Annotated in this window: 23 protein-coding genes; 11 read left to right on the top strand and 12 right to left on the bottom strand. The window is 70.7% G+C overall.

Going from position 1 to position 26,772, the window contains the following annotated elements:
- Nucleotides 1–25 precede the first annotated feature (25 nt).
- From ACIBW9_RS38540 to ACIBW9_RS38515, 6 genes are all read right to left on the bottom strand, one after another.
- Nucleotides 26–670, bottom strand: a complete 645-nt coding sequence (locus tag ACIBW9_RS38540) for a hypothetical protein (protein ID WP_398962290.1) — start codon at nt 668–670, stop codon at nt 26–28.
- A 127-nt stretch (nt 671–797) separates the two neighbouring features.
- The gene (locus ACIBW9_RS38535; RefSeq protein WP_398962287.1) at nt 798–4,592 is read right to left on the bottom strand and encodes a hypothetical protein; all 3,795 of its coding nucleotides are present in this window, start codon (nt 4,590–4,592) and stop codon (nt 798–800) included.
- Nucleotides 4,593–4,753: 161 nt separating this feature from the next.
- The gene (locus ACIBW9_RS38530) at nt 4,754–6,193 is read right to left on the bottom strand and encodes an ATP-binding protein (protein WP_398962284.1); all 1,440 of its coding nucleotides are present in this window, start codon (nt 6,191–6,193) and stop codon (nt 4,754–4,756) included.
- Complete coding sequence (locus ACIBW9_RS38525; protein WP_398962563.1) at nt 6,193–6,900, bottom strand: response regulator transcription factor; 708 nt, start codon at nt 6,898–6,900, stop codon at nt 6,193–6,195. Before ACIBW9_RS38525 ends, ACIBW9_RS38530 begins: the two co-directional genes overlap by 1 nt.
- Before the next feature lie 118 nt (nt 6,901–7,018).
- Nucleotides 7,019–7,630, bottom strand: coding sequence for an FMN reductase (locus ACIBW9_RS38520; RefSeq protein ID WP_398962281.1), 612 nt, complete (start codon nt 7,628–7,630; stop codon nt 7,019–7,021).
- Nucleotides 7,627–8,718 carry an LLM class flavin-dependent oxidoreductase gene (locus ACIBW9_RS38515; RefSeq protein WP_398962279.1) on the bottom strand — a complete coding sequence of 364 codons (1,092 nt, stop codon included), beginning with the start codon at nt 8,716–8,718 and terminating at the stop codon, nt 7,627–7,629. Before ACIBW9_RS38515 ends, ACIBW9_RS38520 begins: the two co-directional genes overlap by 4 nt.
- Before the next feature lie 105 nt (nt 8,719–8,823).
- On the opposite strand from ACIBW9_RS38515, the gene ACIBW9_RS38510 reads away from it, so the two are divergent.
- On the top strand, nt 8,824–9,630 hold the full coding sequence (locus ACIBW9_RS38510; RefSeq protein WP_398962277.1) for a DUF6597 domain-containing transcriptional factor: 807 nt from the start codon (nt 8,824–8,826) through the stop codon (nt 9,628–9,630).
- Nucleotides 9,631–9,645: 15 nt separating this feature from the next.
- Here ACIBW9_RS38510 and ACIBW9_RS38505 read toward each other — a convergent pair whose 3' ends face one another.
- Nucleotides 9,646–10,560, bottom strand: coding sequence for an NADP-dependent oxidoreductase (locus tag ACIBW9_RS38505; protein WP_398962274.1), 915 nt, complete (start codon nt 10,558–10,560; stop codon nt 9,646–9,648).
- Between the two features lie 163 nt (nt 10,561–10,723).
- On the opposite strand from ACIBW9_RS38505, the gene ACIBW9_RS38500 reads away from it, so the two are divergent.
- Complete coding sequence (locus ACIBW9_RS38500) at nt 10,724–11,125, top strand: winged helix-turn-helix transcriptional regulator (protein ID WP_398962271.1); 402 nt, start codon at nt 10,724–10,726, stop codon at nt 11,123–11,125.
- On the opposite strand, the gene ACIBW9_RS38495 is transcribed toward ACIBW9_RS38500, so the two are convergent.
- Both ACIBW9_RS38495 and ACIBW9_RS38490 read right to left on the bottom strand, forming a co-directional pair.
- A complete protein-coding gene (locus tag ACIBW9_RS38495; protein ID WP_398962268.1) occupies nt 11,122–11,595 on the bottom strand; it encodes a MarR family winged helix-turn-helix transcriptional regulator in 474 nt (157 codons plus the stop codon). The genes ACIBW9_RS38500 and ACIBW9_RS38495 overlap by 4 nt on opposite strands.
- A 79-nt stretch (nt 11,596–11,674) precedes the next feature.
- Complete coding sequence (locus ACIBW9_RS38490) at nt 11,675–12,139, bottom strand: hypothetical protein (RefSeq protein WP_398962265.1); 465 nt, start codon at nt 12,137–12,139, stop codon at nt 11,675–11,677.
- Between the two features lie 119 nt (nt 12,140–12,258).
- Between ACIBW9_RS38490 and ACIBW9_RS38485 the strand changes: the two genes are divergently transcribed.
- The 4 genes from ACIBW9_RS38485 to ACIBW9_RS38470 are packed head-to-tail and all read left to right on the top strand — an operon-like array spanning nt 12,259 to nt 14,859.
- The gene (locus ACIBW9_RS38485) at nt 12,259–12,597 is read left to right on the top strand and encodes a YnfA family protein (RefSeq protein WP_398962263.1); all 339 of its coding nucleotides are present in this window, start codon (nt 12,259–12,261) and stop codon (nt 12,595–12,597) included.
- A gap of 53 nt (nt 12,598–12,650) precedes the next feature.
- Nucleotides 12,651–13,427 carry an SDR family NAD(P)-dependent oxidoreductase gene (locus ACIBW9_RS38480; protein ID WP_398962260.1) on the top strand — a complete coding sequence of 259 codons (777 nt, stop codon included), beginning with the start codon at nt 12,651–12,653 and terminating at the stop codon, nt 13,425–13,427.
- Nucleotides 13,424–13,576, top strand: a complete 153-nt coding sequence (locus ACIBW9_RS38475; protein WP_180292214.1) for a hypothetical protein — start codon at nt 13,424–13,426, stop codon at nt 13,574–13,576. The genes ACIBW9_RS38480 and ACIBW9_RS38475 overlap by 4 nt, the downstream gene beginning before the upstream one ends.
- Nucleotides 13,577–13,593: 17 nt before the next feature.
- Nucleotides 13,594–14,859: a GNAT family N-acetyltransferase gene (locus tag ACIBW9_RS38470; protein ID WP_398962256.1), complete on the top strand. Its 1,266-nt coding sequence runs from the start codon at nt 13,594–13,596 to the stop codon at nt 14,857–14,859.
- Nucleotides 14,860–15,255: 396 nt separating this feature from the next.
- Here the strand turns inward: ACIBW9_RS38470 and ACIBW9_RS38465 are convergent, their stop codons facing one another.
- Nucleotides 15,256–16,449 (bottom strand): RtcB family protein, encoded by a 1,194-nt coding sequence (locus ACIBW9_RS38465; protein WP_398962253.1) that lies wholly within the window; start codon nt 16,447–16,449, stop codon nt 15,256–15,258.
- Nucleotides 16,450–16,653: 204 nt separating this feature from the next.
- Between ACIBW9_RS38465 and ACIBW9_RS38460 the strand changes: the two genes are divergently transcribed.
- From ACIBW9_RS38460 to ACIBW9_RS38450, 3 genes are all read left to right on the top strand, one after another.
- On the top strand, nt 16,654–17,493 hold the full coding sequence (locus tag ACIBW9_RS38460; protein ID WP_398962250.1) for a DUF3558 domain-containing protein: 840 nt from the start codon (nt 16,654–16,656) through the stop codon (nt 17,491–17,493).
- Nucleotides 17,494–17,613: 120 nt separating this feature from the next.
- The gene (locus tag ACIBW9_RS38455; protein ID WP_398962247.1) at nt 17,614–18,516 is read left to right on the top strand and encodes a DUF3558 family protein; all 903 of its coding nucleotides are present in this window, start codon (nt 17,614–17,616) and stop codon (nt 18,514–18,516) included.
- Nucleotides 18,517–18,683: 167 nt separating this feature from the next.
- Nucleotides 18,684–19,952, top strand: a complete 1,269-nt coding sequence (locus ACIBW9_RS38450; RefSeq protein ID WP_398962245.1) for a DUF2637 domain-containing protein — start codon at nt 18,684–18,686, stop codon at nt 19,950–19,952.
- A 56-nt stretch (nt 19,953–20,008) separates the two neighbouring features.
- Here ACIBW9_RS38450 and lysS read toward each other — a convergent pair whose 3' ends face one another.
- Nucleotides 20,009–21,754 carry a lysine--tRNA ligase gene (gene lysS / locus ACIBW9_RS38445; RefSeq protein ID WP_398962242.1) on the bottom strand — a complete coding sequence of 582 codons (1,746 nt, stop codon included), beginning with the start codon at nt 21,752–21,754 and terminating at the stop codon, nt 20,009–20,011.
- Nucleotides 21,755–21,921: 167 nt separating this feature from the next.
- Here lysS and ACIBW9_RS38440 point away from each other — a divergent pair, with 167 nt between their 5' ends.
- Entirely contained in the window at nt 21,922–24,246 is a 2,325-nt protein-coding gene (locus ACIBW9_RS38440) for a hypothetical protein (RefSeq protein WP_398962239.1), read from the top strand.
- A gap of 104 nt (nt 24,247–24,350) precedes the next feature.
- Nucleotides 24,351–26,114: an arginine--tRNA ligase gene (argS, locus tag ACIBW9_RS38435; protein ID WP_398962237.1), complete on the top strand. Its 1,764-nt coding sequence runs from the start codon at nt 24,351–24,353 to the stop codon at nt 26,112–26,114.
- 73 nt (nt 26,115–26,187) lie between these two features.
- Here the strand turns inward: argS and ACIBW9_RS38430 are convergent, their stop codons facing one another.
- Nucleotides 26,188–26,571, bottom strand: coding sequence for a peptidase inhibitor family I36 protein (locus tag ACIBW9_RS38430; protein WP_398962234.1), 384 nt, complete (start codon nt 26,569–26,571; stop codon nt 26,188–26,190).
- Nucleotides 26,572–26,772 lie beyond the last annotated feature (201 nt).

The raw sequence follows: 26,772 nt of genomic DNA, 5'->3' as shown, positions 1-26,772 counted from the left end.
GAGCACCACATGCCGTCGGCCGGTGTCAGTTGCAGTGGGCGGCGCGGTCGCCGGCGGTCATCTTGGCGTCCTTGAAGTTGACGTAGCCCGAGTTGGGGTTGTCCTTGTTGAAGCCGGACGACTGGTAGTTGTTGACGTACCAGATGTAGTGGCCGTAGAAGCGCTTGCCGAAGTGGATCTCGTACCAGCCCTTGGCCTGCTGCTTGGCCGTGCCGCGCTCTATCCAGCCCTTGTACCCGGCCGGGATGTTGACGGTGTTGCTCTCGGTGTCGGTGTGCGAGGCCTCCCAGCTGTGCGAGTACGTGGTGCTGACGCCGACCGTGAACACCTCGAACCACTTGTATTCCGCGCTGATCGAGATGCCGAAGGTGTTGGTGGAGCCGGTGGTGTCCGCCCAGTCGATGCGGTGCTGGTTGGTCTGGCTGGCGCAGTTGTAGGCGGTGCTGCCGACCTGGTGCTGGGGGCCGGTGTACGTCCAGTAGTCCGTGGCGTGGAACTCGCACAGGTCCGCCCAGCTGCAGGCGTCCAGGAGCTCCTTGGTGGTGGGGCTGTCGGCGGCGGAGGCCTGCGGGGCCGCCAGCAGCGAGGCGCCCAGGGCCAGGGCGGCAACGGCACCGCCGGTACGGAGGACGCGCTGCGGGGAGGCGGGCTTGCGGCGTGCGAAGGGCATCGGGTTGCTCCCGTGAGTGGGGGGTGGTGTCTGCTGGACCCCCACTCTTCGGGGTGCCGATTTGTTGATCAATGCAGGTCAGAGACGTAAACAACCCAACCGTGCGCCGGGCTTCCGGGCGACGGGCCTACGAGGTTCCGTCGCCGGATGTGTCGCACACCCGCCGGTGGCGCACCTCGGGGAGGTACGTGCGCCATTCGCCGGCGGTCAGGGTCCGGCCGGCTCGCGCGCAGAGCCGGGTGGCGACCTGGGCGGCGCCGAGGGCGTACCGCTGGACGGGTACGTGCGGGCCGGCGGCGTACACGGAGTCCCCGTGCCGGTCGAAGGCGAGCGAACGGATCGTGTCGCCGGGGGTGTCTAGGCCGGAGCCGAGGGGCTGCCGGCCGGCGGTGTCCCACAGGCGCAGCGCGCCGGAGCGGTACCCCACCGCGAGGGTGCGGCCGTCGGGGCTGAAGGCGAGGGCGGTGACCGGGGAGCCCGAGGCGTCGGCCGGGACGACGGCCTCCCGGTGGCGTTCCGTACGGCCCCGCCAGACGGTGACGCTGCCGAAGGAACCGCCGGTGGCCAGGTGGACGCCGTCGGGGCTGAGAGCGAGGAGGTCGGCGTCGCCGAGTGGTACGCCGGGGTCCAGGCCGAAGGGCAGGGAAGCGGCCGGTCCGGCGAAACCGGAGGCCAGGGCGGACGCAAGGGTTCCGGCGAGAGCCGCGGGCCGGTCCGCCCTCGTCCCCCGAGCGGTGTCCCACACCTCACCGCTGGGCGATCCCGTGGAGGTCACCCGGGTGAGCAGCAGTTTCCGGCCGCCGGGGGTGAGCGCGAGCGAGCGGACGGCGGACGGCCGGGTCGGCTGAAGTGCCGCCTGTACGCGGTGAGTTGTGGCATTCCATACGACGATCCGGGCGCCGTTCCCGTAGGCGAGGGCCCGGCTGTCGGGGCTGAAGGCCATCAGGGGCGCGGCGGCCTCGGGGTGTCCGGGTGCTTCGAAGGCGGGCAGTTCGGCGACGACACGGCCGGTCCGGGTGGAGCGCACGAGGAAGCGGTAGCTGTCACCGTGCCGTTCGGCAGTGGCCAGCAGCCGCCCGTCCGGGCTGAGCGTCTCGTGGTCCAGCGGCCGGTCGCGCCACGGGGAGGTGAGGGCCGCCGAGAGGTCGAGGGTGTGGACGGTAGCGCCGGTCAGATAGCGCAGGGTGGGGGCGCCGGGGTCCCAGGCGAGGGCGGCGACCGGCCCGTCGGCCAGGTCGTGGCGCAACACCGGTGTTCCCGCCCCCGAGATGCGCCGGACCGTGATCCCGTCCTGCCCGGCCACCGCCAGGAACCGCCCGTCCGCGGTGAACGCCAGGTGCTTGACGCCCGGTTGGCCGAGATCCTCGAGCTGCCGCCCCGAGGCCGTGTCCCAGACACGTACCCCGCTGCCGGAGACCGCGGCGAGCCGCGTCCCGCCCCGGTCGAGGACGAGCGAGTCGCCCGAGCAGTCCCCCGCGGACCGGTACTGCCAGGCGCCCGGAACGGTACGGTGCCGGACGATGTCCCGCACCGAGAGCACCCGCTCCCGCCCGCAGACGACGGCCAGCCGCCCGTCCCCGCTCACCACCACGACACCCCCGACGGCCCCCTCCAGCACCACGGGATCATCGGTGAACCCCCGCAACTGCGCCTGCGGCTCGGGGCCGTTCACGACATAGCCGCCCACCCCCGGGGCTGCCGCGGCACGTTTCCGGACGGGGGCTGCCGCCTCGACGAAGCCTTTCGCCCCGACGACCTCATCCATCCCGACAGCCCCGGCGCCAGGCCACCGGTCGCCTCCCCCGAGCACGCCGCCGACCGCCCCTACGGCACTTTTAGGCCAGGTGGAACCTTTCGACCAGGCAGACGCTTCCGCCCCGGTGGAACCCCCCTCCGCCAGCCGCCACAGCCGCCGCTCGCCGCCGGGGCCGGTCAGGGCGAGCGTCCGGCCGTCGGGGCTGACCGCCGTCACCGGGAGGTTCGGCAGTTGGCCGGAGGCGGTGTGGTGGTGGGTGGAGACGTCCCAGGTCGACCAGGTGCCGGCGCCGGTGGTGAGGAGGGTGTGGCCGGAGGCGGTGAGGAAGGTGCGGGTGGTGGCGTTCTGGTCGGGGGCGGTGAAGGTGTCGCGCTCCGGGTCGGTCAGGGCGTCGAAGAGGGCCGCGCGGCTCTCCGGCAGCGGGGCGAGCCGCCAGGCGGCGACGGCGAGCAGGGTGCGGGTGCGGGGGTCGGTCACCCGGTCCCGGTCGGCGAGGCCCGCGGCCTGCCGGGCCGCGGCGAGGGTGCGCTCGGCCTCGGCCGCACCGCTCTCCTGCCAGGCGAGGTGACCGGCGACCAGGGCCCCGCCCAGCACACAGGTGAGGGCGACGACGAGTGACCGTATGCGGCGTTGCATACGGGCGGCCGTCCAGCGCTCCATGCGGTGGGCCACCCGGGAGGCGCACAGGAAGGCCCGTTCCCGCGCGGTCAGGTCGTCCTCGTGCCGTTCGCGGGTGAACAGCACGTCGGCCAGGGCGAGATGGATCCCCCGGTACAGGGTGCCGGGGTCGCTGCCGTGCTCCTGCCAGTTGCGGGCGGCCTCGGCGAGGTGGCGGTGCATGCGCAGCCGTTCGCGGTTCTCCTCGATCCACTGCTGCAGCCGGGGCCAGCGGGTGATCAGGGCCGCATGGGCGAGTTCCACGTTCTCCTCGTCCACGGTGACCAGCCGGGCACGGGCGAGCCGTTCGAGGACGACGGGCACCTCGGGGTCCGGCCATTCGCGCAGATCGGCGCGTCTGACCGGGCGGGGGCTGTCGGGGGTGCCGTCACCGGGGGCGATGAGGGCCAGCAGGAGCCGCCGGGCGGTGCCGGCCTGGTCGGCGGAGAGCCCGCCGTACACCTCCTCGGCTGCCGCGGCGATCGCTCCGTGGACGCCGCCGGCCTCCTCGTACGCGGCCAGCGTCAGCACTCCGCTGCGCCGTCTGCGCCAGGTCTCGCGCAGGGCGTGCGAGAGCATCGGCAGCGCGCCGGGCTGGTCGTGGACCTCCTCGACGATACGGGCGGTGAGTTCCCGCTCGACCCGCAGGCCCGCCGCCGTGGCCGGTTTGACGACCGCCTCCCGCAGTTCCTCCCGGCTCATCGGCCCGACCGACAGCGTGGTGTGCCGCAGCGCCTCGGCGAGCCCGGGGTGCTCCACGCACCGCCCGTGGAAGCCCGCCCCGACCGCGACGAGCACCCGCAGTCGGCCGTCCCCCTCCTTGGCGGCGAGCAACCGGTCGACGAACAGCCACCGTTCGGCCCGGTCCCGGCAGAGGGTGAAGATCTCCTCGAACTGGTCGACCACGACCACCCGGTGGGGTTCGTCCGGCCCCGGTGCGAGCAGCGGGCCGTGGGTGGCGGCGGGCCGGGCGCCGGGCGTGATCAGCCGCAGCCGGGCGCCGCAGCCCGCCTCGTCCACCACCTGCTCCAGGCGCGGCATGACCCCGGCCCGCAGCAGCGAGGACTTGCCGCTGCCGGACGCCCCGATCAGCACCGCGAACCGGTGCTCCTTCATCAGCTGCACGGCGTCCTCGGCGAGCGCGTCCCGCCCGAAGAACAGCTCCCGGTCGCCCGGTTCGAACCGGGCGAGGCCCTGGTACGGCGACTCCCCCTGCGCCGCACCGCAGGCCGCGACCTCGTCGGCCGCCGCCCGTAATCGGTCCTGCCAGACGTCCGGGTCCGCCCCGCAGGCCTGCGCGTACGCGCGCACCACGGCCACCGACGGCAGCCGTTCTCCGGAGGCCGCCCGCGACAGCGCGGCCACCGACACCCGGGCCTGTCCGGACATCGTCCGGTACGACGGGGAGCCGGCCCGGGCCCGTAAGGACCGCAGGTCGTGCGCGAAGCGCTGCACCGGCCCCGCGTCGGGATCGAGCGGCCGCTCGGGACGTCCCCGCTGCCGGCTCACGGATGCTCCAGCACATGGCTTCTCACGTTCACTGGCAATCGCTTTCCCAACCCTCAGGGGGACGATCACACGCCGGATCGCGAGTATGTCATGACAGCTTGAGAGTTAAATGGGGTTCAGCGGAATGGCCAGTTCCAGCCCCCCGGACGGGAGAGGCGGTGTCACCCTCCGGTGCTCGTCCCGCTCCCCGGCACCCCGCCGACGGTGAAACCGATCACCGCCCCGCCTCCCGCCCGCTGCGCCGCGAACGGCGCCCCGCCGTGCGCCATGGCGACCTCCCGCACGATCGACAGGCCGAGCCCCGACCCGGGCAGGGACCGGGCGTCGGCCGCGCGGTAGAAGCGGTCGAAGATACGGATCAGGTCGCCGTCGGCGATTCCGGGGCCGCGGTCGAGGATCTCCACGCGGACCGTGCCCGCACGGGCGGGCCCGGAGACGGCGATCTCGATGGGCCCGGTGCCGTCGCGGTCGAACTTGACGGCGTTCTCGACGAGGTTGGAGATCGCCCGCTGCAGCATCCCCGGCCGCCCGTCGGTCGTCGTGTCACCGCTCACCCGGACCGTGATCTGCCGCCCGCTGCGCCGCCGCGCGAGCCCGGCCACCTCCTCCGCGAGGTCCGCGAGGTCGACCCGCTGCGGCGGCTCGGTGTCGGACTGCCCGGCCGCCAGGTCCACCAGCTCGTTGACCAGGTCGGTCAGTTCACGCGCCTCCTGGCCCAGGTCCGCGACCAGCTCGTCACGGGTGGCCGGAGGCAGTTCGTCGATCCGGCGCAGCAGGGAGATGTTCGTTCGGAGCGAGGTGAGCGGGGTCCGCAGTTCGTGGCCCGCGTCCTGGACCAGGCGCCGCTGGTCCTCCTCCGACTGGGCGAGGCGGCCCAGCATGCGGTCGAAGGCGCGGCCGAGGCGGCCCACCTCGTCGTAGCCGGTGACGGGCACCTCGATGCCGAGCCGCCGGGTGCGGGCGACGTCCTCCGCCGCCGAGGTCAGCAGGATCAGACGGTGGGTGATGCGCCGCGCCAACCACCAGCCGAACAGCCCCGCCGCGATCACCACCGCGCACATCAGGATCAGCGTGCGCTGCTGCAGCGCCCGCAGCAGGTCCTCGGTGTCGCTGAACTCCTGCGCGACCTGCACCGCACCCCGCCCGGCGCCGAGCGAGACGGTCGCGATGCGGTAGACGTCCGTGGCGACGTCGACGTCCTTGTGCACGACCAGCTTCCCGGCCTTCCGGTCGGCCGCGACCGCGCGGTCGGCGGACACCACCGGCAGCCCGGGACTGCCCGGGTCGACGACCTTGCCGTCCGACCCCAGCACCTGCACATCCGTACGGGCCGGCCGCACGATGTCATGGCCCGGCGCCGAGGAGGAGAAGTCGTCCGTCGTCATCCGGTGCTGCCGCACCTCGTCCCGCAGGTCCTGCACGACCTGGTCGAACACGGACTCCTGGTCGACGCGCACCAGTCGGGCCGCGGCGCTGTACGACAGCACACCGACCAGCACCGTGACGGCGGCGGTGACCGCCGCGAACGAGACCGCGAACGTGGTGCGCAGGGAGACCAGCCCGGGCCGCCTTCTCGCCAGCAGCCGTCTGATCCTGCCCACTAGTCTTCCCGCAGCACGTAACCCACACCGCGCACCGTGTGGATCAGCGCCGGCGCGCCCGGCTCGTCGAGCTTGCGGCGCAGATAGCCGACGTACACGGCGAGGTTCTTGGAACCCGGTCCGAAGTCGTAGCCCCAGATGCGGTCGTAGATCGTGGAGTGGTCGAGGACGATTCCGGCGTTGCGCACGAGCAGCTCCAGCAGCTCGAACTCGGTCCGCGTGAGCTCCAGCTCCCGCTCGCCGCGCCAGGCCCGCCGCGCCTGTACGTCCATGCGCAGCCCGGCGGCCTCGATCTGACGGTCGGAGGCCGCGGGCAGCCCCTTCGGCACGTCGGCCAGGGCCGCGGGGTCCGGGCTGGTCCGGCGCAGCAGCGCCCGCAGCCGCGCGAAGACCTCCTCGACGTCGAACGGCTTGACCACGTAGTCGTCGGCGCCCGCGTCCAGGCCCGCGATGCGGTCGGCGGTCTCCACGAGCGCGGTAAGCATGAGGATCGGTGTGCGGTCGCCCTCGGCCCGCAGCACCCGGCAGACCTGCAGCCCGTCGATGCCGGGCATCATCACGTCGAGCAGGAGCACGTCCGGCGGGGTCTTGTGGGCCTGCGCCAGCGCCTCGACGCCGTCGGCGACCGCGGTGACCTGATAGCCCTCCAGGCTCAGGGCGCGTTCCAGGGCATGACGGATGGCGCGGTCGTCTTCGGCGAGCAGCACAGTTTGGGGCACGTACCCATACTGCCAATTCATCCGGCGGTTCAGCGGAGGACGGCGGCCGTACGATCTGCCTTTTTACCGGCCTCTCACCGTCACACGGGCAACCCGACGGTCCCTCCTACCGTCCTCTCACGGAAGGGGCGGACAGTGCGGCCAGCTGCTCGGCGAACGGCACCACCTCGAAACCGTCCGCCCTGGCCGGGGCCTTCGCCGGCCGCGACAGGCCGCTCATCAGACCGGCCAGCTCCCCCGCCGCCCGTTCGATGCGCCCGTCCAGGCCCTCCGCGCCCCAGTCCTCCGACGCGGCGTACACACCGGTGGGGACGACCACCGCGCGCAGGTGGGCGAACAGCGGCCGCAGCGCATGCTCCAGCACCAGGGAGTGCCGGGCCGTGCCGCCGGTCGCCGCGATCAGCACCGGCTTGCCCGCCAGCGCGTCCTTGTCGAGCACGTCGAAGAAGGACTTGAACAGCCCGCTGTACGAAGCCGAGAACACGGGAGTGACGACGACCAGCCCGTCCGCCTGCGTCACGGCGTCCAGCGCGGCGGAGAGCTTCCGCCCCGGGAAGCCGTTGGTGAAGTTGTGCGCGATCTCCACCGCGAGGTCGCGCAGCTCCACGACCTCGAGGTCGACCGGGGTCTGCCGGTCCACCGCGGCGGCCAGCCGGTCGCCCAGCAGCCGGGTGGACGAGGGGACGCTCAGCCCTGCCGAGACGACGACCAGCTTCATACGGCAGCCTCCTCCTTCTCCGCGGCGGCCAGCAGCGAGGCGTGCGTGGGCGCCTCCGGCACATTCGCCGGGCGGCCGGCCGCGAACTCCTTGCGCAGCACCGGGACGACCTCCTCGCCCAGCAGGTCGATCTGCTCCAGCACGCTCTTCAGCGGCAGCCCGGCGTGGTCCACCAGGAACAGCTGGCGCTGGTAGTCACCGGCGTACTCACGGAAGGACAAGGTCTTCTCGATCACCTGCTGCGGTGACCCGACGGTGAGCGGGGTCTGGTCCGTGAAGTCCTCCAGGGAGGGCCCGTGGCCGTAGACCGGCGCGTTGTCGAAGTAGGGCCGGAACTCCCGCACCGCGTCCTGCGAGTTGTGCCGCATGAACACCTGGCCGCCCAGGCCCACGATCGCCTGCTCGGGCGTGCCGTGCCCGTAGTGCGCATAGCGGGACCGGTACAGCTCGACCATCCGCTTGGTGTGGTCGGCAGGCCAGAAGATGTTGTTGTGGAAGAAGCCGTCGCCGTAGTACGCGGCCTGCTCGGCGATCTCCGGGGAGCGGATCGAGCCGTGCCAGACGAACGGCGGGACGTCGTCCAGCGGGCGGGGCGTGGAGGTGAAGCCCTGCAGCGGGGTGCGGAACCTGCCCTCCCAGTTCACGACGTCCTCGCGCCACAGCCGGCGCAGCAGGGCGTAGTTCTCGATGGCGAGATTGATGCCCTCGCGGATGTCCTGGCCGAACCAGGGATACACCGGTCCGGTGTTGCCGCGGCCCATCATCAGGTCCACCCGGCCGTCGGCCAGGTGCTGGAGCATCGCGAAGTCCTCGGCGATCTTCACCGGGTCGTTGGTGGTGATGAGGGTCGTGGAGGTGGAAAGGATCAGCTTCTCGGTCCGTGCGGCGACATAGCCGAGCATCGTGGTCGGCGACGACGGCACGAACGGCGGGTTGTGGTGCTCACCGGTCGCGAAGACGTCCAGGCCGACCTCCTCGGCCTTCAGCGCGATGGCGACCATGGCCTTGATGCGCTCGCGCTCGGTCGGCGTACGCCCGGTGGTCGGGTCCGGCGTGACGTCGCCGACGCTGAAGATCCCGAACTGCATGGTCGCTCAACCTCCAAGTTGTTGACCGTTCAACTATAACCGTTCAACGGTCTCCCCGGCCCCCTTGTTCCGGCGATTGTCAGTGCCCCGTCCTACGATCCCGACATGGCCGCCCCACGCCGTGACACCCGAGGCATCGTCCGCGCCGCGGACTTCCTCGCCCGAGTGGACTTCCGCCGCCCGGACCCCGCCGAGCCGCTGCGCCGCCATGTCGAGCACTACTGGCTGATCGACTGGGACCTGGAGGAGCCGTACGTCTCGCACGTGGTGCCGCACCCCGCGGTCCACCTCGTCTTCCAGCAGTTCGCGGACCAGGAACCGTTCGTCGAGGTCACCGGGGTCCAGCAGGGGCTCTTCGCGCAGAAGCTGGAGGGGCGCGGCCGGGTGTGCGGCATCAAGTTCCGGCCCGGCGGCTTCCGCCCCTTCGCGCCCGGGCATGCGGTGAGCGAGTGGACGGGCCGACGGGTCCGCTCCCCCGAGGCCTTCCCGACGGCGGATCTCGCGGCCGTCCTCACCCCGCCCGACGAGACCGCCCGGATCGCCGCCCTCGACACCTTCCTGCTCTCCCTCTCCCCCCGCCCCGACCCCCAGGCCGACCTCGCGATGACCCTGGTCGAGCGCATCCGCACCGACCGCACGATCCGCCGCGTCGCCGACTTCGCCCGCGCCGAGGGCATGTCCGTACGGCTGCTGCAGCGACTGTTCGCCGGGTATGTCGGCGTGGGCCCGAAGTGGGTCATCCTGCGCTACCGCATCCATGAGGCCCTGGAGCACGCGGAGACCGACCGCGAGGTCGACTGGGCGGCCCTGGCGGCCGACCTCGGCTACGCCGACCAGGCCCACCTGGTACGGGACTTCACGGCGACGGTCGGGGTACCACCGACCGCCTACGCCGCCGGAACCTCCGGCTAGCGGTATCCGTCCACGTCACGCGGATTCTTCACGCAAGCCCCCGGGGACGAGAACCAACCGGCCGCGCACCCCGCCCTCCGCCAGACGGGCGTGCGCCTTCGCCACGTCCTCCAGGGCGTACGTCTCGGCCACCCGCAGCGTCAGCACCCCCTCGTCCACCAGACCCGCCAGCTTCGCCAGCCGCGCCCCGTCGGCGCTCACCTCCACCGCACCGGTCCGCACACCACGCACGGATGCCGGGGCCGCCTGCGGGATCACGCCGACATAGGCGCCCCCGTCCCGCACCCACTCCAGGGCCGTCTCGCCGAGGATCGCCGCGTCCAGCACGGCGTCGACGCTCCCCGCCCCGTCTGCCCCGGACGTGAAGTGCGTGGCCCCCAGGGACCGTACGAGCTCCTCGTCGTCCTCCCTGGCCAGCGCGGTCACGGCCACCCCCCGGTGGGCGGCGAGCTGGACGGCGAACCCGCCGACCGCACCCGCCGCCCCCGTCACCAGCAGCGACTGCCCCGGCGCCAACTCCAGCAGATCCAGGGCCTGTACGGCGGTCAGGGCGTTCAGCGGCAGAGTCGCCGCGTGCACGGCGTCCACCGTGGCCGGCGCCTTGGCGACCGCGTCCGTGTCGACGACGACGTACTCGGCGTGCGTACCCAGCGGCTGCACCACGCCGTAGTGCAGGGCGACCACCTCGTCGCCGACGCTCCAGGCCGTGGCCACTCCCGTGGCGTCCACGGTCCCGGCCACGTCCCAGCCGAACCCGATCTGCTTGCCCGCACCCCCGAAGGCACCGGCCCGCACCCCCGCGTCCACCGGGTTCAGGGCAGCCGCCGCGACCCTGATCCGCACCTGCCGGGCCGCCGGCTCGGGCACCTCCACGTCCACGACCTCCACGACCTCGGGCCCGCCGAACGTCCTCACCACTGCAGCACGCATGGTCATTTCTCCCGTGAAGAGACTCTTCGAATGGCTTCGCTTGGCGAATGGATGCTTGCTTTCGCTTCGCTTGCTTGCGCTTCGCGTGCGCCAACCCTAGGAAGAGCTACTATCCAGCAGGAAGTAGTTACCTGAAGGTGCCTACCTCACCCGGAGGAGAGCCATGGCGACCAGAACGGCGGCCCAGAAGCGCGAACAGGCCCGCGCGGAGTACGACGCGTTCCTCCGCGCCTGCCCCACCAACCAGCTCCTCGACCGCCTCAGCGACAAATGGGTCAGCCTCGTCCTCGCGGCCCTCACCTCCGGGCCCATGCGCTACAGCGACCTCAGCCGCAGGATCGCGGGCGTCAGCCCCAAGATGCTGACGCAGACACTGCGTTCACTGGAACGCGACGGCATCCTCACCCGCACCGTCACCCCGTCCGTACCGGTCCGCGTCGACTACGAACTCACCGAACTCGGCGGCAGCCTCGCCCAGTTGCTGACCGCGGTGAAGACCTGGGCCGAAACCCACTTCGACGAGGTCCACGAGGCCCGCGAACGCTACGACGCCACCGTTTCCTAGACCTCGCCCGCCCGCAGCCGAGCGACCTGCTGCGCGCTGAACTCCACCGTGCGCCGCATGTGCCCGATGACCACGGCGAGTTCGGCGTCGTCCAGTTCCTCGAAGAGGGCGGACCAGCCGCCGCCCAGCCGGTCCCACATCCGCCCGAACTCGGCGATCCGCTCCGGCACGGTCGCCACCAGCACCCGCCGCCGGTCCCGCACGTCCCGCTCCCGTACGACGTAGCCCGCCTTCTCCAGCCGGTCCACCAGCCGCGTCGCCGAACCGGTCGTCAGGCCCGTCATCTCGGCGATCCGGCCGCTGGTCACCGGCCCGCCCTCCAGCGTCAGCAGGTTCAGACACTGCAGATCCGTCGGGTGCAGCCCCAGACGGTCGGCCACGGCCTGGTTGAAGAGGGCGTACGAGGCCATGTAGCGGCGCGAGACACCGGCCAGCTCGTCGAGCAGCCGCTCCCGCACGTTCCCGGCCATGCCCCGCTCCTCTTCGCCCCAGTTCATCTGCGCCGTGCAGGAATCGTACGACCCAGCCTCCCCGGAAGACGCAGCCTCCCTAGAAGGAGTACTCGTCCCCCGTGGCGAGCACCAGCACCCGCTGCCGGTCGTTGTGCCGGTGACGGTCGACGGCACCCCCGTTCCACGCCGTGTCGATCTCCACCCGCACCTCGGACGGCGCACCCCGCAGCCGTACCCGCAACCTGATCTGCCGGGCCACCGCGTTCGCGGTCAGCGCCCCCACCCGGCACATCATCACCCGCTCCCCCGACCGCACACACCCGCCCGGCAGCGACTGCTTGTTCGCCGGCGCCACCGACCAGCGCAGCCGCACCGTCGCGTCCGGCACGGCCGAAGGCCCGTAATTGCGCGGCATGAGCCGCAGATCCACCCGGCCGCCAGCCATGGACACGACACCGTGATACGCCAGATCGGCCTCCGGAGCCCCGACGGCGCTGCCCGGCACAGCAGCCGCCATCACCAGGGCGGCCACCCCGACCACAGAAATCCGCATCCTCCGCATACCGCCACTCCTCACTCCACGCAGTCGTACGGATGTATCCCACGCGGAGCACGCGGCAGGCGCCGTCCAACAGGTGACAGCACACCTGCCCATGGCGGCAGACATGCCAAGCTGCAGACATGCTCGTCGCCCGCTCCGCCGCCCTCTTCGTCCTCGCCGCCCTCTTCGAGATCGGCGGCGCCTGGCTGATCTGGCAGGGCGTACGGGAACACCGCGGCTGGCTCTGGATCACCGGCGGCATCCTCGCCCTCGGCGCCTACGGCTTCGCCGCCACCTTCCAGCCCGACGCCCACTTCGGCCGCATCCTCGCCGCGTACGGAGGCATCTTCGTGGCCGGCTCCCTCCTGTGGGGCATGGTCGCCGACGGCTACCGCCCCGACCGCTGGGACATCACGGGCGCCCTGGTGTGCCTGGCCGGCATGGCTCTCATCATGTGGGCGCCGCGCAACGGCGGCTGACCCTCGCCTACGCTGGGCGGAGCCGACCGCCGACCCGACACCAGGAGCACCGCATGGCACCCGCACCGTCCGCCGCATCCCGCATCGCCGTCGTGACGGGTGCGAGCAGCGGAATCGGCGCCGCCACCGCCCGGCAGCTCGCCGCAGCCGGCTACCGGGTCGTCCTCACCGCCCGCCGCAAGGACCGCATCGAGGCGCTGGCGGAGGAGATCAACGCAGCCGGCCACCGGGCCACGGCGTACCAGCTCGACGTCACCGACCGTACGGCCGTGGACGAGTTCGCCACCGCCTTCAAGACGATCGGCGTCCTGGTCAACAACGCGGGCGGCGCACTCGGCGCCGACCCGGTCGCCACGGGCGACCCGGCCGACTGGCGCGCGATGTACGAGACCAACGTCATCGGCACCCTGAACGTCACCCAGGCCCTCCTGCCCAAGCTGGTCGCGAGCGGCGACGGCACGGTCGTGATCCTCTCCTCCACCGCCGGCCTCGGCACCTACGAGGGCGGCGCGGGCTACGTCGCCGCCAAGCACGGCGAGCACGTCCTCGCCGAGACCCTCCGCCTGGAGATCGTCGGCCAGCCCGTCCGCGTCATCGAGATCGCCCCCGGCATGGTCAAGACCGACGAGTTCGCCCTCACCCGCTTCGGCGGCGACCAGGAGAAGGCGTCAAAGGTCTACGAGGGCGTCGCCGAACCCCTCACGGCCGACGACGTCGCGGACACCATCACCTGGGCCGTCACCCGCCCCCACCACGTCAACGTCGACCTCCTGGTCCTCCGCCCGCGCGCGCAGGCGTCGAACACGAAGGTCCACAGGGAACTCGGATGACGGAGGACGCCGAGCGGGAGGCCGAGCAGCAGCGCCTGCGGCTGGAGAAGAAACGCGAACGCTACGTCTGGTACTACCTCGCGTACTTCCTGTTCGGCATCCACATCGTGGCCTTCGTGATGATCTACGCGGTGCTGCACGCGAAGTAGGCATAGGGTCACGGTCTGTGGACCGACACATAGCTTTCGACGCGCTGCACAACTTCCGCGACCTGGGCGGCTACACGACCCCGGACGGCCACCGCATCCGCCCCGGCCGCCTCTACCGCGCGGACTCCCCGGGCAAGCTGGCCGAGGGCACACAGGACTGGGACCGCTTCCTCTCCCTCGGCATCCGCACGGTCATCGACCTCCGCCACCCCTGGGAGGCGGAGGCGCGCGGACGCGTCCCCTCCCACCCCTCCTTCGCGTACCACAACCTCAGCATCGAGCACCGCGCCTACGAGCAGGCGGTCCAGGCCCCCGACGTCGACCCCGGCCCGTACCTGGCGGAGCGCTACATGGAGGTGGCGGAGGACGGGGTCAAGGAGATCCGCCGGGCCCTGGAACTGGTGGCGGAGGCAGCGGAATCGGACACCCCGCTGGTCTTCCACTGCGCGTCGGGCAAGGACCGCACGGGCCAACTGGCCGCGCTGATCCTGACGTTGCTGGGCATCCCGGAAGAGACCATCATCGAGGACTACAGCCTCACCGAACTCGCCGCCCCGGCCATCCTCGCCTCCTGGAAGTCGAGAAACGACGGCCGCGAACCGACCTGGCCGGGCTTCGGCCGGGCCCCGCAGCAGGTGATGCGCACCTTCCTGGCCGCCATGAAGCAGCACTACGGCTCGCTGGAGGACTACATCACGCGGGAACTGTCCCTGGACGCAGAGGCGCTGGCGACAACCCTCCGCACGGCCCTCCTGGAACCCCGGCCCACCACCTGGCCGCCCCTCACCTTCCGCAAGGCGACCCCGCCGGACGCCCGCACCCTGGTCCGCCTCCGCGACTCGGCCGCGCTCTGGCAACTGGCCCGGGGAATCGACCAGTGGAAGCCGGGCGAAAAGGACGAGACCCACTTCCGCACGCGCATGCAGGAGGGCGAGGTCTGGCTGGCCCACGCAGGCCCCCACCTGGCAGGCGCCTGGGAACTCTGGTGGGACGACCCGGCAGCCTGGGGCCCCCGCCCCGCCGACGCTGGCTACATCCACCGCCTGATGACCGCCCCACACACGGCCCCACCGGGCACGGGCCGCCGCATGCTGACGGAAGCGGAGTCCCGCATCACCGCCGCAGGCCGCTCGTACGCCCGCCTGGACTGCCTGGCCTCCAACCCGCGGCTACGCGCGTACTACGAGTCGGCGGGCTACACGGTGGTCGGCGAACAGCTGGCAAAGGACGGCGGGTCGGGCAGCCCGTATGCGGTGACGCTGCTGGAGAAGCGGCTCGCGTAACTCACAGGGGTGAACCGTCTCGATCACCCGCACGTCGCCCGAACTCGCGATCTAGGCTCACGCCACAACATCAACTCGACGGCCCTCGACCGGGATGCCGCCCAGCCGAGGGCCTGACCAGCACGGAAGTGAGGCTTCCCTGTGGCTGAATGCGAGCCTAGCGCCCACCGATTCATGGACCTGACATCGCTCCCGACCGTCGCCGCTGGACCGCGCACGAAGACCGCGTGCTGTTGCGGCTGAACAACGACGCCGCAGCAGCCAAGGAGCTCGGCCGAACCGAGAAGAGCTGCTACATCCGCCTCTGGCGTCTACGCACCGGAAAGGTGCCCATGCCAAGCTCTCAGTGACGAACTGAACGAGGACCCCGGGCTCAGCACCAGGGGTCCTCGCGGATCAACCCTTCACACAGATGAACTGCTTCAACTTCGCCACGACCTCGACAAGATCGCTCTGCTGCTCCATCACCTGGTCGATGTTCTTGTACGCGCCCGGAATCTCGTCCAACACGCCAGAGTCCTTACGGCACTCGACTCCCCGCGTCTGCTCTTCCAGATCCCGGACCGTGAAGCGCCGCTTCGCCGCATTCCGGCTCATGCGCCGACCGGCGCCGTGGGAGGCCGAGTTGAATGCCTTCTCGTTACCGAGCCCCTTCACGATGTACGAGCTGGTGCCCATCGAGCCCGGAATGATCCCGAACTCGCCGGAACCCGCCCGGATGGCCCCCTTACGGGTCACCAGCAGGTCCATGCCTTCGTAGCTTTCCTCTGCCACGTAGTTGTGGTGACAGCTGATCTCCGTCTCGAAGGTCGGCTTCGCCTTCTTGAACTCCCTGCGGACCACGTCCTTCAGGAGTCCCATCATGATCGCGCGGTTGTACTTGGCGTACTCCTGCGCCCAGTACAAGTCGCTCCGGTACGCCGCCATCTGCGGTGTATCCGTTACGAACACGGCGAGGTCACGGTCGACCAGGCCCTGGTTGTGCGGGAGCTTCTGAGCAACACCGATGTGGTATTCCGCCAGCTCCTTTCCGATGTTCCGGGATCCGGAGTGCAGCATGAGCCAGACCGAATCTGACTGATCAAGGCAGAATTCGATCATGTGGTTGCCCGATCCAAGTGTGCCCATTTGCCTTTCTGCACGCTCATGACGGAATTTGACCGCTTCGGCGATCCCGTCGAACCGCCCCCAGAAGTCCTCCCACCCGGCCGTACCGAACCCGTACAGCCGTCCGGGATCCACGGGATCGTCATGCATCCCCCGCCCCACCGGAATGGCCTGCTCGATCTTCGACCGCAGCCGCGAAAGATCCCCCGGCAGATCATTGGCGGTCAGCGACGTCTTGACGGCCGACATCCCGCACCCGATGTCCACCCCCACCGCCGCAGGACACACAGCTCCCTGCATGGCGATGACGGACCCGACCGTCGCGCCCTTCCCGTAATGCACGTCCGGCATCACGGCCAGGCCCTTGATCCACGGCAGTGTCGCGACGTTGCGGAGCTGCTGCAGGGCCACGTCCTCGACCGTTGCCGGGTCGGTCCACATGCGGATCGGGACCTTCGCGCCCGGCATCTCTACGTACGACATATCGTCCTCATTCCCCCGAAAACATGACAGAAGTCTCAGATCGCAAAACCGGCGCCAAGGTCAGTGAAACGGGACAGCGGACCGGCGTCCACGGCAGTGCGTGCGATAGACATTGTCTCCAGGGGACGCCCCCGCGCGGCAAGCGATTAACCAGCGGGGACACTGGAGCAACGGCACAGAACCACCGTCGAGAGGAGCCCGACCGTGCAGCGGAAGGCGTACGTATCCGGCGTCGCCGCGCTCCTCGTGGCGCTGCTGGCAGGCTGCACAGGCGGTTCGGGCGGTGGCGGTGCCACGGATGACGCGAACCCTGGTAACGCCGGTACGGCGAGTGCCGTGGCGCAGCCGGGCAAGTACCGCACGCTGCCGGGGCCGTGCACTGCGGTGAGCCATGACACGTTGGACTCGCTGCTGCCGGGTATCAAGGCGATCGCGGACGCGGATCAGCAGGAGAAGGCGTACGCGGGCGACGCCACGCTTGCGTTCGACAACGACCGCAAGGCGGGTTGCCGGTGGAAGGTGGACTCGACGACCGCGACCGACCGGCTGCTGGTCGATTTCGAGCGGGTGGTCTCCTATGACAACTCGGTGAGCGACGACACGCAGGCGCAGGAGTTGTTCGCGGGGAAGGAGACGGCGGCGGACCTGCCCGAGCCGACGAGTTCGGAGAGTGGGTCCGGCTCCCCCTCCGCCTCCACCGCCGGCTCCAGTCCCACTGCCGGTTCCAGTGCCAGTGCCAGTTCCTCGGCGTCGGTCTCCCCTTCCGGTTCCGAGTCGGCTTCGTCGTCCGCGACCCCGTCCAGTCTTCAGCCCCGCACTCTCGACGATCTCGGTGACGAGGCGTTCCTGGACGACGCTCTGAGCGGCTCGGGTTCGACGGCCCGGCAGCGCACGGTGACTGTGGTGTTCCGCACGTCCAACGTCATTGTGACCATCGAGTACGAGGAGCAGCCGGCGACTGTCGGCGCCGTGCCCGACAGCAAGGAAATGCAGGACAGGGCCCGGAATCTGGCTGCGCAGTTGGCGGACACGCTGGGTGGTTAGGGGGCGTTCGGCTGCCTCGGGCGTCCCTTGGTGATGCTGACGAAGCGGAAGCACACAGTTTCCTCACCGCGTACGGTGGCTCCTCGGACCCGATCCGCCGACCTCAGGAACCACAGCGTCATGAGTGAAGGAACCATGCAGCGACCAGCAGAGCGAGACCAGCGCAACCGGCGAGAGAAGCGTGCGAGGCGGTCAGGCCGTCTGCTTGCGGGCGCGGTCGCAGTCCCCGTGATGGTGTTCGCCGCGAGCTGCTCCTCGGACTCGGGCTCGGGTGACGGGGGCAGCAAGGGCGCGAGCGCCGGTGAGACGGCGCCGGCGACGGCGAGTACGGCGCCGACGGTGCAGGCGGCGGCGTACAAGAAGTTGCCGGATTCGTGTGGGGTGCTGTCGGACAAAACGCTGGGCTCGCTTGTGCCGAAGGGTGTCAAGTCCGGCAAGGCGGGCAAGTCCGGTGATACGGCGACGCGGGCGAGCTGTTCGTGGAGCAGTCTGGACAACAAGGGTGTGAAGGGCTCGCAGTTCCGCTGGCTCAATGTGTCGCTGCTGCGCTTCGAGTCGGATGCGACGCGTGGTGAGGGCGACCAGTTGGCGCATGCGTACTTCGAGAAGCAGGTGAAGGACGCCCAGGGCTCTCAGGGTGCGAAGAACCTGAAGTCGGAGCCGGTTGCCGGGACGGGCGCCGAGGCGACGCTGGTGCGCTACGACCTGAAGAAGAAGGAAGGCGCCTTCAGGCAGCAGACGGTGGTGACGCGCGTCGAGAACGTGGTGATCACGCTGGACTACAACGGGGCGGGTCTGGCCGGTGAGAAGACCCCGGATGCGGACGGGCTGGTGAAGCTGGCGGAGGCGGCGGCCAAGGAGGCGGTGGCCTCGGTGGCGGCGGCGAACGGCGGCGGTGCTGGTGGCGGTGGTGCGGGCACGACGAAGCCCTCGCCGTCCGGGTCGGCGTCGAAGTCGGCGTCCGCGTCTCCTTCGAAGTCCGCTTCGGCCTCTCCGTCCTCCTCAGCGTCGAAGAAGAGCTGACTGTCACATCTGGGCCGCGTGTGGACGCCAACTCGCAGCTCAGCACCGTTTTTTGAAGGAGCCCGGTCCCCTGCGGGGATCGGGCTCCACCCGTTCCGTTACCTCGTTCGGCGTACACATGTGCCACTCTGTTGCGCGCAACAGCACGCAATGGGAGGGGAGTACGGGTGGCCGCGCCACTGCAGCTGACTCGGATGCACCGCGTTCTCATCGGCGTGGTCGTTTCCGGCGCCGTGATCATCGCCGGCATCGGCTTCGCCGGTTCGTATGCGGCGGTCCGTGAGTTGGCCATCAAGAAGGGCTTCGGGAACTTCTCGTATGTCTTCCCGATCGGCATCGACGCGGGTATCTGTGTCCTGCTGGCCCTGGATCTTCTGCTGACGTGGATCCGCATCCCCTTCCCGCTGCTGCGTCAGACGGCGTGGCTGCTGACGGCGGCGACGATCGCGTTCAACGGTGCGGCGGCCTGGCCGGACCCGCTCGGTGTGGGGATGCACGCCGTGATCCCGGTGCTGTTCGTGGTGGCGGTCGAGGCGGCCCGGCATGCGATCGGCCGTATCGCGGACATCACAGCGGACAAGCACATGGAGGGTGTCCGGCTGACGCGGTGGATGCTCTCGCCGATCCCGACGTTTCTGCTGTGGCGTCGGATGAAGCTGTGGGAGCTGCGCTCCTACGAGCAGGTGATCAAGCTGGAGCAGGAGCGGCTGGTCTATCAGGCGCGGTTGCGCTCGCGCTTCGGGCGGGCGTGGCGGCGGAAGGCTCCGGTGGAGTCGCTGATGCCGCTCCGGCTGGCGCGGTACGGGGTCCCGCTGGCGCAGACGGCTCCGGAGGGGCTGGCGGCGGCGGGCATCGAGCCGGCGTTGCTGCCGCCGGCGCCGGAGATCGCCCGGTCGGTGGAGAGCCGTCCCGCGGTGGCGGCGGCTCCGCAGCCGGTGGAGCAGCTCCGGCAGGTTCCGGAGCCGCAGCTGCCGGAGGAGAGCCAGTGGTTGCATGCCCGGCATCCCCAGCAGGTGGAGTACCACGGCGACTACGACCCGACGTACGACCCGGAGCAGTACGCGCAGTGGTTCGATGAGCAGCAGCAGGCCGAGCAGTATCAGCAGGAGCAGTACCGGCAGGAGCAGTTCACGGAGCAGCCGGTGTACGAGGAGCCGTCCCCGGAGGAGACGGGCAGCTTCCCGATCCCGGCGGGCCCGGGTCGCACCCGTGAGCTCGGTGAGGGCGGTGGCCCGCCGGAGCCGGACGAGGACGCGTACTACCAGGTCTTCCGGGAGTCGATCAAGAGCGGGAACGGGGCGCCCACTCCTCGCGGGTTCATCGCCGACGTCGAGGCGACGTACAACGTCACGCTGCCGCAGCGCGAGGCCGAGCAGATGGTGAATCGCTTCTCCAACCGGCTCAACGCGGAGCTTGCGGAAGAGCACATCGCGTAGACACTTCGCATGAGAAAGCGCCCGGTGCCCACGGCACCGGGCGCTTTCTCACGGCGTCACTCCCCGAGCAGGGCCCGCACCCGCTCCTGCCCGACGGCCAGCAGCAGCGTGGGCAGTCGCGGGCCGGTGTCGCGGCCGACCAGCAGGTGGTACAGCAGGGCGAAGAAGGTCCGCTGGGCGGTCTTGATCTCCGGCGGGAGTTCCTTGGGCGTGGCGTCCGCGGGGAATCCCGCCTGCACCTTCGGTACGCCGTAGACGAGGTGGGTGAGCCCGTCGAGCGACCAGTGGTCGGCGAGGCCGTCGGTCAGCAGCCGCAGGGACTGCTGGGAGGCGTCGTCGAGGGACTTGAGCAGTTCGGCGTCGGGTTCGTCGCGCACGATGGTCCGCTGGTCGGCGGGTACGTGCGTGTTGATCCAGGCCTCGGCCTTGTCGTAGCGCGGGCGGGCCTCGTCGAGGGAGCCGAGCGGGTTGGCGGGGTCCAGTTCGCTCAGGATCCGCAGGGCCTGGTCCTCGTGTCCGGCGGTGATGTCGGCGACGGAGGCCAGGGTCCGGTACGGCAGCGGACGCGGGGTCTTCGGCAGTTCGCCGCCGGCGGTGCGCACGGCGCGCGAGTGGGCCGCGATGTCCGCCGGGAGGGCGGAGCCGTCGGCGACCTTCGCGTCGAGCTTGTCCCACTCGTCGTAGAGGCGCTGGATCTCCTGGTCGAAGGCGATCTTGAAGGACTGGTTGGGCTTGCGGCGGGCGTACAGCCAGCGCAGCAGCTGCGGTTCCATGATCTTCAGGGCGTCGCCGGGGGTGGGCACGCCGCCGCGCGAGGAGGACATCTTGGCCATGCCGCTGATGCCCACGAAGGCGTACATGGGCCCGATGGGCTGCTTGCCGCCGAAGATCCCGACGATCTGACCGCCGACCTGGAAGCTGGATCCCGGGGAGGAGTGGTCGACGCCGCTCGGCTCGAAGATCACGCCCTCGTAGGCCCAGCGCATGGGCCAGTCGACCTTCCAGACGAGCTTGCCGCGGTTGAACTCGTTCAGCCGGACGGTCTCGGAGAAGCCGCAGGCGGTGCAGGCGTAGGTCAGCTCGGTCGTCTCGTCGTCGTACGAGGTGACCGTCGTCAGGTCCTTCTCGCAGTTGCCGCAGTAGGGCTTGTACGGGAAGTAGCCGGCGGAGCCGGACGAGCCGTCGTCCTCGCTCGCGGCTCCGGAGCCCTCCTCGGCCTCCAGCTCGGCCTCGTCGACGGGCTTCTGCTGCTGCTTGGGCTTGGCCGGGGCCTTCTTGGTGCGGTACTGGTCGAGGATCGCGTCGATCTCGGCGCGGTGCGCGACGGCGTGCAGGATCTGCTCGCGGTACACGCCGGAGGTGTACTGCGCGGTCTGGCTGATCCCGTCGAACTCGACGCCCAGCTCGGCGAGCGACTCGATCATGGCGGCCTTGAAGTGCTCGGCCCAGTTGGGGTGCGCGGACCCCTTGGGGGCGGGCACGGACGTCAGCGGCTTGCCGATGTGCTCGGCCCAGGTCTCGTCGACTCCGGCGACGCCGGCCGGCACCTTGCGGTAGCGGTCGTAGTCGTCCCAGGAGATGAGGTGGCGGACCTGGTGTCCGCGGCGCCGGATCTCGTCGGCGACGAGGTGCGGGGTCATGACCTCGCGGAGGTTGCCGAGGTGGATCGGGCCGGAGGGGGACAGTCCGGACGCGACGACGACAGGTTTGCCGGGGGCCCGGCGCTCCGACTCCTCGATGACGTCATCCGCGAAACGGGAGACCCAGTCGGCGGTCTCGGTGCTCTGAGCCACGATCGGCACGTCCTTCTTTCTGTTTGTTCTGCTACGCCGTGGAGACACGTCCTCGGGGCCGTGCCGGTGCGCCTGCGCCGACGGGACCCGCCCCCCATTGTCACCCGCGCCTGTCCCTGCCGGAAACGGATTGGGTCGCCGTACAACCCCAGGGGCCCCACGGCAGTCCTCTTGCCGTGATCACAGACAGATTCCGGGCCGGGCTGCGCGTGGGGGCGGCCGGACTCGCGATGACCTTGCCGACGGCCTGCGTCCTCCTCGCGGCGCCCGCCGCCGAGGCGGCCACGACCTGCGGCGACACCACGTTCAAGCGCACCTTCTACACGAACACCTCGTTCTCCGGCACGCCGAGGAAGACGGACTGCGACACCACGATCGACCAGTCCTGGTCGGGCGCTCCGTTCTCCGGGATGCCCACGAACTCTTTCGGTGTCCGCTGGTCGCTGACCCGCGACTTCGGTTCGGGCGGTTGTTTCACCTACCGTCTTTCCGGCACGGACGGCCTGCGGCTGTACGTGGACGGGGTGCGGAAGGTGAACAAGTGGACCAACACCGGTGACTCCGGCAACAGCGTCCCGGGCATGTTCTGCATCGGCTCGGGCAGCCACACCGTGCGCGTCGACCATGTGAACTGGACGGGCCTGTCCCGGGTGAAGTTCACCTGGCCCGCCTCCTCCGACAGCAAGCCGCCGCTGGCCCCGACGGGCATCACCACCACGTACGACGCGGCGACCGGCAAGGCGAGCGCCGCCTGGAAGAAGAACCGGGAGCTGGACATCTCCCAGTACCGGGTGCGGGTGGAGACTCCCGCGTCCGGCGTGGCCTCCTGGACGACCACCGGCACCACCGCCGTGTACACCCCGCCGAAGGACGGCCAGAAGTACCGGTTCTGCGTCCAGGCCGTCGACAAGTGGACGAACTACGGCGCCACCGCCTGCGGCCCGTACGTCAGCACTCCGGACCGGACGGCACCGGCGGTCCCGGACGTGCGCGCCTCCGACGTCTCGGTGTCGGTGACCGACGGCGGCGACGGCACGCCGATCCCGCGCGTCAACGTCTGGCTGGGCCAGGTACAACCGTCCGACGGCCCCGTCTTCACGCTGTGGCGCGCCACGGCGGCGGCGGGCCCGTTCACGAAGGTCGCCGCCATGGACCTGCGGCAGACGCCGGGTGAGCAGTACCTGTACGACGAGACGGCCGCCGAGAAGCAGACGTACTACTACGCGGCCACGGCCACCGACGCCGCGGGGAACACCTCGGCGCGCACCACGCCGGTCGAGGTGACCACGCCGGACGTGTCGGCGCCGGGCGCCGTGAAGGGGCTCGCGGCGAAGGCGGACGCCGACAAGGTCGCGCTGACCTGGGCCGCTCCGGCGGACGACGCCGTGCGCTGGCAGGTCTACGGTGCGGACGGCGGCGCGGAGCCGGTCCTCCTGGGCACCGCCGCGGCCGCCGCGTACGAGGACACGACAGCGCGGCCGGGCGTCACCCGCACCTACACGGTGTACGCCGTCGACGCGGCCGGTCACCGCTCCGCACCGGTGACGATCGCCTCCCGGCGCCAGGTGGCGCCCGCCGTGCCGGTCTATCTGAGGCCGGACGCGAACGGCCGGCCGGAGCTGCGCTTCCGGGTCGCGGCGGACAACGACCACAGCGGCGGCTTCCGGGTCTACTCCGGCAGCAGCGCCTCCACGGTCCGCACCACCCTGCGCGCCTGCGCAGCGGAGGAGATCTTCCATACCGATCTGTACATCGAGTACCGCTGCGTCCTCACCGACTTCGGCGGCTCGACCGACCGGTACATCACGGTGCTCGCCGTGGCCGCCAACGGCGTGACCTCGACGGACTTCAAGGCCGTGCAGTACGTGGACACCGTGGCGCCGCCCGTGCCGACCGGTTTCACCGCCACGCCGCAGCCGTGGGGCACGACCCTGCGGTGGGACGCCTCGACCGCCGCCGACGTGCGGGCCTACTGGCTGCGCGTGGGCACTCCCGAGACGGTCGACGGGGTGCGCACCTGCGGGGCCGGCAACACGCTGTCCCTGGCGGGCGGGGCCACGTCCTTCGAGGACACCTCGGGGCTGCCGGACGGCGAGGAGCGCTGCTGGGAGCTGCGCACGGTGGACGGCTCGAACAATTACACGGAGGCCGTCACCGTCTTCGCCACCGAGCAGGACACCCGGCCCGCCGAGCCGACCCCGCCGGGCTCCCCGGTGACCGGCCTGGACGTGGTGGAGAACGTCGGTGACGCCGTCCTCAACTGGGACTCCGTCGACGGTGCCACCGGCTACCGGGTCTACCGCTGGGACCGCGCCACGAGCTCGTACGAGCGGATCGCCGAGGGGACGCTGCCGAACCCGTACTCGGACGCGTTTCACACGTACCGCGACGAGAACCCTCCGTCCGGCACCGCCGCCTACTACCGTGTGACGGCCGTGTACGCGGACGGCACCGAGTCCGCCCCGGCCCTCGCGGCCGTGGCGCTGGCGCCCACGGCCTGACGCGCCGCCCGGGGGCGGGCGGTAAATGCGGGCGACCGCCCGTCCGCCCCCGTGGGACACTGGAGGCGTTTTCGTACTCCTACGAGCGGAACGGCATCCACTCCATGGCCTCGGTCACGTCCCTCACGTCCTCCGTCCACCAGCGTCTCGCCGACGCCCTGGTCACCGCCCTCCCCGAGGCCGGTGCGGGCGCGGACCCGCTGCTGCGACGCAGTGACCGGGCCGACTTCCAGGCCAACGGGATCCTGGCGCTGGCGAAGAAGGCGAAGGCGAACCCGCGGGAGCTGGCGACGCAGGTCGTCTCCCACGTCGTCACCGGTGAGGGGCTGATCAAGGACGTCGAGGTCTCCGGGCCCGGCTTCCTCAACATCACGATCTCGGACCGGGCGATCACCGAGACGCTCGCGGCGCGTGCCGCCGACGGCGACCGGCTCGGTGTGCCGCTGAAGGAGAACCCGGGCGTCACGGTCGTCGACTACGCGCAGCCGAACGTGGCGAAGGAGATGCACGTCGGCCATCTGCGCTCGGCGGTCATCGGTGACGCGCTGCGCGGCATGCTCGACTTCACCGGCGAGAAGACGATCGGCCGGCACCACATCGGCGACTGGGGCACCCAGTTCGGCATGCTCATCCAGTACCTGTTCGAGCACCCCGGCGAGCTGGCCCCGCCCGGGGAGGTCGACGGCGAGCAGGCCATGTCGAACCTGAACCGGGTGTACAAGGCGTCGCGTGCGGTCTTCGACGCGGACGAGGAGTTCAAGGAGCGCGCCCGCAAGAGGGTGGTCGCCCTCCAGTCGGGCGACAAGGAGACCCTCGAGCTCTGGCAGCAGTTCGTGGACGAGTCGAAGGTCTACTTCTACTCGGTCTTCGAGAAGCTGGACATGGTGATCCGTGACGAGGAGATCGTCGGCGAGTCCGCGTACAACGAGGGCATGCCCGAGACGGCCCGCCTCCTGGAGGAGATGGGCGTCGCGGTGCGTTCCGAGGGCGCGCTCGTCGTGTTCTTCGACGAGATCCGGGGCAAGGACGACAAGCCGGTCCCGCTGATCGTGCAGAAGGCCGACGGCGGCTTCGGCTACGCGGCCTCCGACCTGACCGCGATCCGCAACCGCGTCCAGGACCTGCACGCGACGACGCTGCTTTACGTCGTGGACGTGCGCCAGTCGCTGCACTTCAAGATGGTCTTCGAGACGGCCCGGCGGGCCGGCTGGCTGAACGACGGCGTCACCGCGCACAACATGGGCTACGGCACGGTGCTGGGCGCGGACGGCAAGCCGTTCAAGACCCGTGAGGGCGAGACCGTACGGCTGGAGGACCTGCTGGACGAGGCGGTGCAGCGGGCCGCCGAGGTGGTCCGGGAGAAGGCGCAGGACCTCACCGAGGACGAGATCCAGGAGCGGGCCGCGCAGGTGGGCATCGGTGCGGTGAAGTACGCCGACCTGTCCACTTCCCCCAACCGGGACTACAAGTTCGACCTGGACCAGATGGTGTCGCTGAACGGCGACACGTCGGTGTATCTGCAGTACGCGTACGCCCGTATCCAGTCGATTCTGCGCAAGGCCGGGGAGACGAAGCCGGCCGCGCATCCGGAGCTGGGGCTCGCCCCGGCGGAGCGGGCGCTCGGCCTGCACCTGGACGCGTTCGGGGACACGGTCTTCGAGGCGGCCGCGGAGTACGCGCCGCACAAGCTGGCCGCGTACCTGTACCAGCTGGCCTCGCTGTACACGTCGTTCTACGACAAGTGCCCGGTGCTGAAGGCCGAGACGCCGGAGCAGGTGGAGAACCGTCTGTTCCTGTGCGACCTGACGGCCCGCACCCTGCACCAGGGCATGGCGCTGCTGGGGATCAGGACGCCCGAGCGGCTCTGAGGCACTGCCGGACAGGCGCACGGCCCGTCCTCCCGCGCCGGGAGGACGGGCCGTGGCGCGTTCGGGCGGCCGGTCAGCTGCAGTTGGTCCACTTGTTGGACTTGATGTAGTGGTGGCCGCTGTCGTACGTCTTGTATCCCCTCGGGATCACGCCGCTGGATCCGCCGTAGTTCGTCGCCGAGTACCACTTGAAGTCACAGGAGTTGCCGTGGTTGTACCAGGACTGGAAGTCCTGGAAGACCGAGAACTGGGTCAGGTCCGCGTTCGTCCCCGCGACCTTCTGCATGTGGCCGGTGTAGTTCTGCCCGGACCAGACGCAGAACCAGCCCGCCGGGCAGTCCGACGCCGCCTGCGGCGCGGCCTGGGTCGCACTGGCGGCCCCCGCCCCGCCGACCAGCAGGCCACCGGTCAGCACGATGCCACCGGCCACGGCCGCGAACTTCCTGGTCAAGCGCATGCTGTCATCCCCTCGTAGACGGGCCGACCGCACCGGCCGGCTCGACGACGAGACTGCTGGGCGGGAGCGGGGACAGCCACACTTGGCGCGGAACTGACGCCCCCGCGGGACGTCCCACGCGTTGACCTGCGGGGACGTACGGTGGGGCGACGGTGCGGCGGGACGGCTGTCCGGCGGGCTGTCGGCCGCCGGTGGCCCGGT

The sequence above is a fragment of the Streptomyces sp. NPDC049541 genome, from assembly GCF_044465725.1.
Lineage (GTDB): Bacteria > Actinomycetota > Actinomycetes > Streptomycetales > Streptomycetaceae > Streptomyces.
Note: the sequence above shows the minus strand (reverse complement) of the source record. Positions and strands in the feature narration are given on the sequence as shown.

Bases quoted from the DNA above. Each gene is read 5' to 3' on its own strand.
- ACIBW9_RS38490 (WP_398962265.1), bottom strand. From the start codon at position 12,139: ATGCGGAGGATGCGGATTTCTGTGGTCGGGGTGGCCGCCCTGGTGATG.
- ACIBW9_RS38515 (WP_398962279.1), bottom strand. From the start codon at position 8,718: ATGCAGTTCGGGATCTTCAGCGTCGGCGACGTCACGCCGGACCCGACC.
- ACIBW9_RS38505 (WP_398962274.1), bottom strand. From the start codon at position 10,560: ATGCGTGCTGCAGTGGTGAGGACGTTCGGCGGGCCCGAGGTCGTGGAG.
- ACIBW9_RS38520 (WP_398962281.1), bottom strand. From the start codon at position 7,630: ATGAAGCTGGTCGTCGTCTCGGCAGGGCTGAGCGTCCCCTCGTCCACC.
- ACIBW9_RS38480 (WP_398962260.1), top strand. From the start codon at position 12,651: ATGGCACCCGCACCGTCCGCCGCATCCCGCATCGCCGTCGTGACGGGT.
- ACIBW9_RS38500 (WP_398962271.1), top strand. From the start codon at position 10,724: ATGGCGACCAGAACGGCGGCCCAGAAGCGCGAACAGGCCCGCGCGGAG.
- argS (WP_398962237.1), top strand. From the start codon at position 24,351: ATGGCCTCGGTCACGTCCCTCACGTCCTCCGTCCACCAGCGTCTCGCC.
- ACIBW9_RS38540 (WP_398962290.1), bottom strand. From the start codon at position 670: ATGCCCTTCGCACGCCGCAAGCCCGCCTCCCCGCAGCGCGTCCTCCGT.
- ACIBW9_RS38465 (WP_398962253.1), bottom strand. From the start codon at position 16,449: ATGTCGTACGTAGAGATGCCGGGCGCGAAGGTCCCGATCCGCATGTGG.
- ACIBW9_RS38485 (WP_398962263.1), top strand. From the start codon at position 12,259: ATGCTCGTCGCCCGCTCCGCCGCCCTCTTCGTCCTCGCCGCCCTCTTC.
- ACIBW9_RS38430 (WP_398962234.1), bottom strand. From the start codon at position 26,571: ATGCGCTTGACCAGGAAGTTCGCGGCCGTGGCCGGTGGCATCGTGCTG.
- ACIBW9_RS38510 (WP_398962277.1), top strand. From the start codon at position 8,824: ATGGCCGCCCCACGCCGTGACACCCGAGGCATCGTCCGCGCCGCGGAC.
- ACIBW9_RS38455 (WP_398962247.1), top strand. From the start codon at position 17,614: ATGAGTGAAGGAACCATGCAGCGACCAGCAGAGCGAGACCAGCGCAAC.
- ACIBW9_RS38475 (WP_180292214.1), top strand. From the start codon at position 13,424: ATGACGGAGGACGCCGAGCGGGAGGCCGAGCAGCAGCGCCTGCGGCTG.
- ACIBW9_RS38495 (WP_398962268.1), bottom strand. From the start codon at position 11,595: ATGGCCGGGAACGTGCGGGAGCGGCTGCTCGACGAGCTGGCCGGTGTC.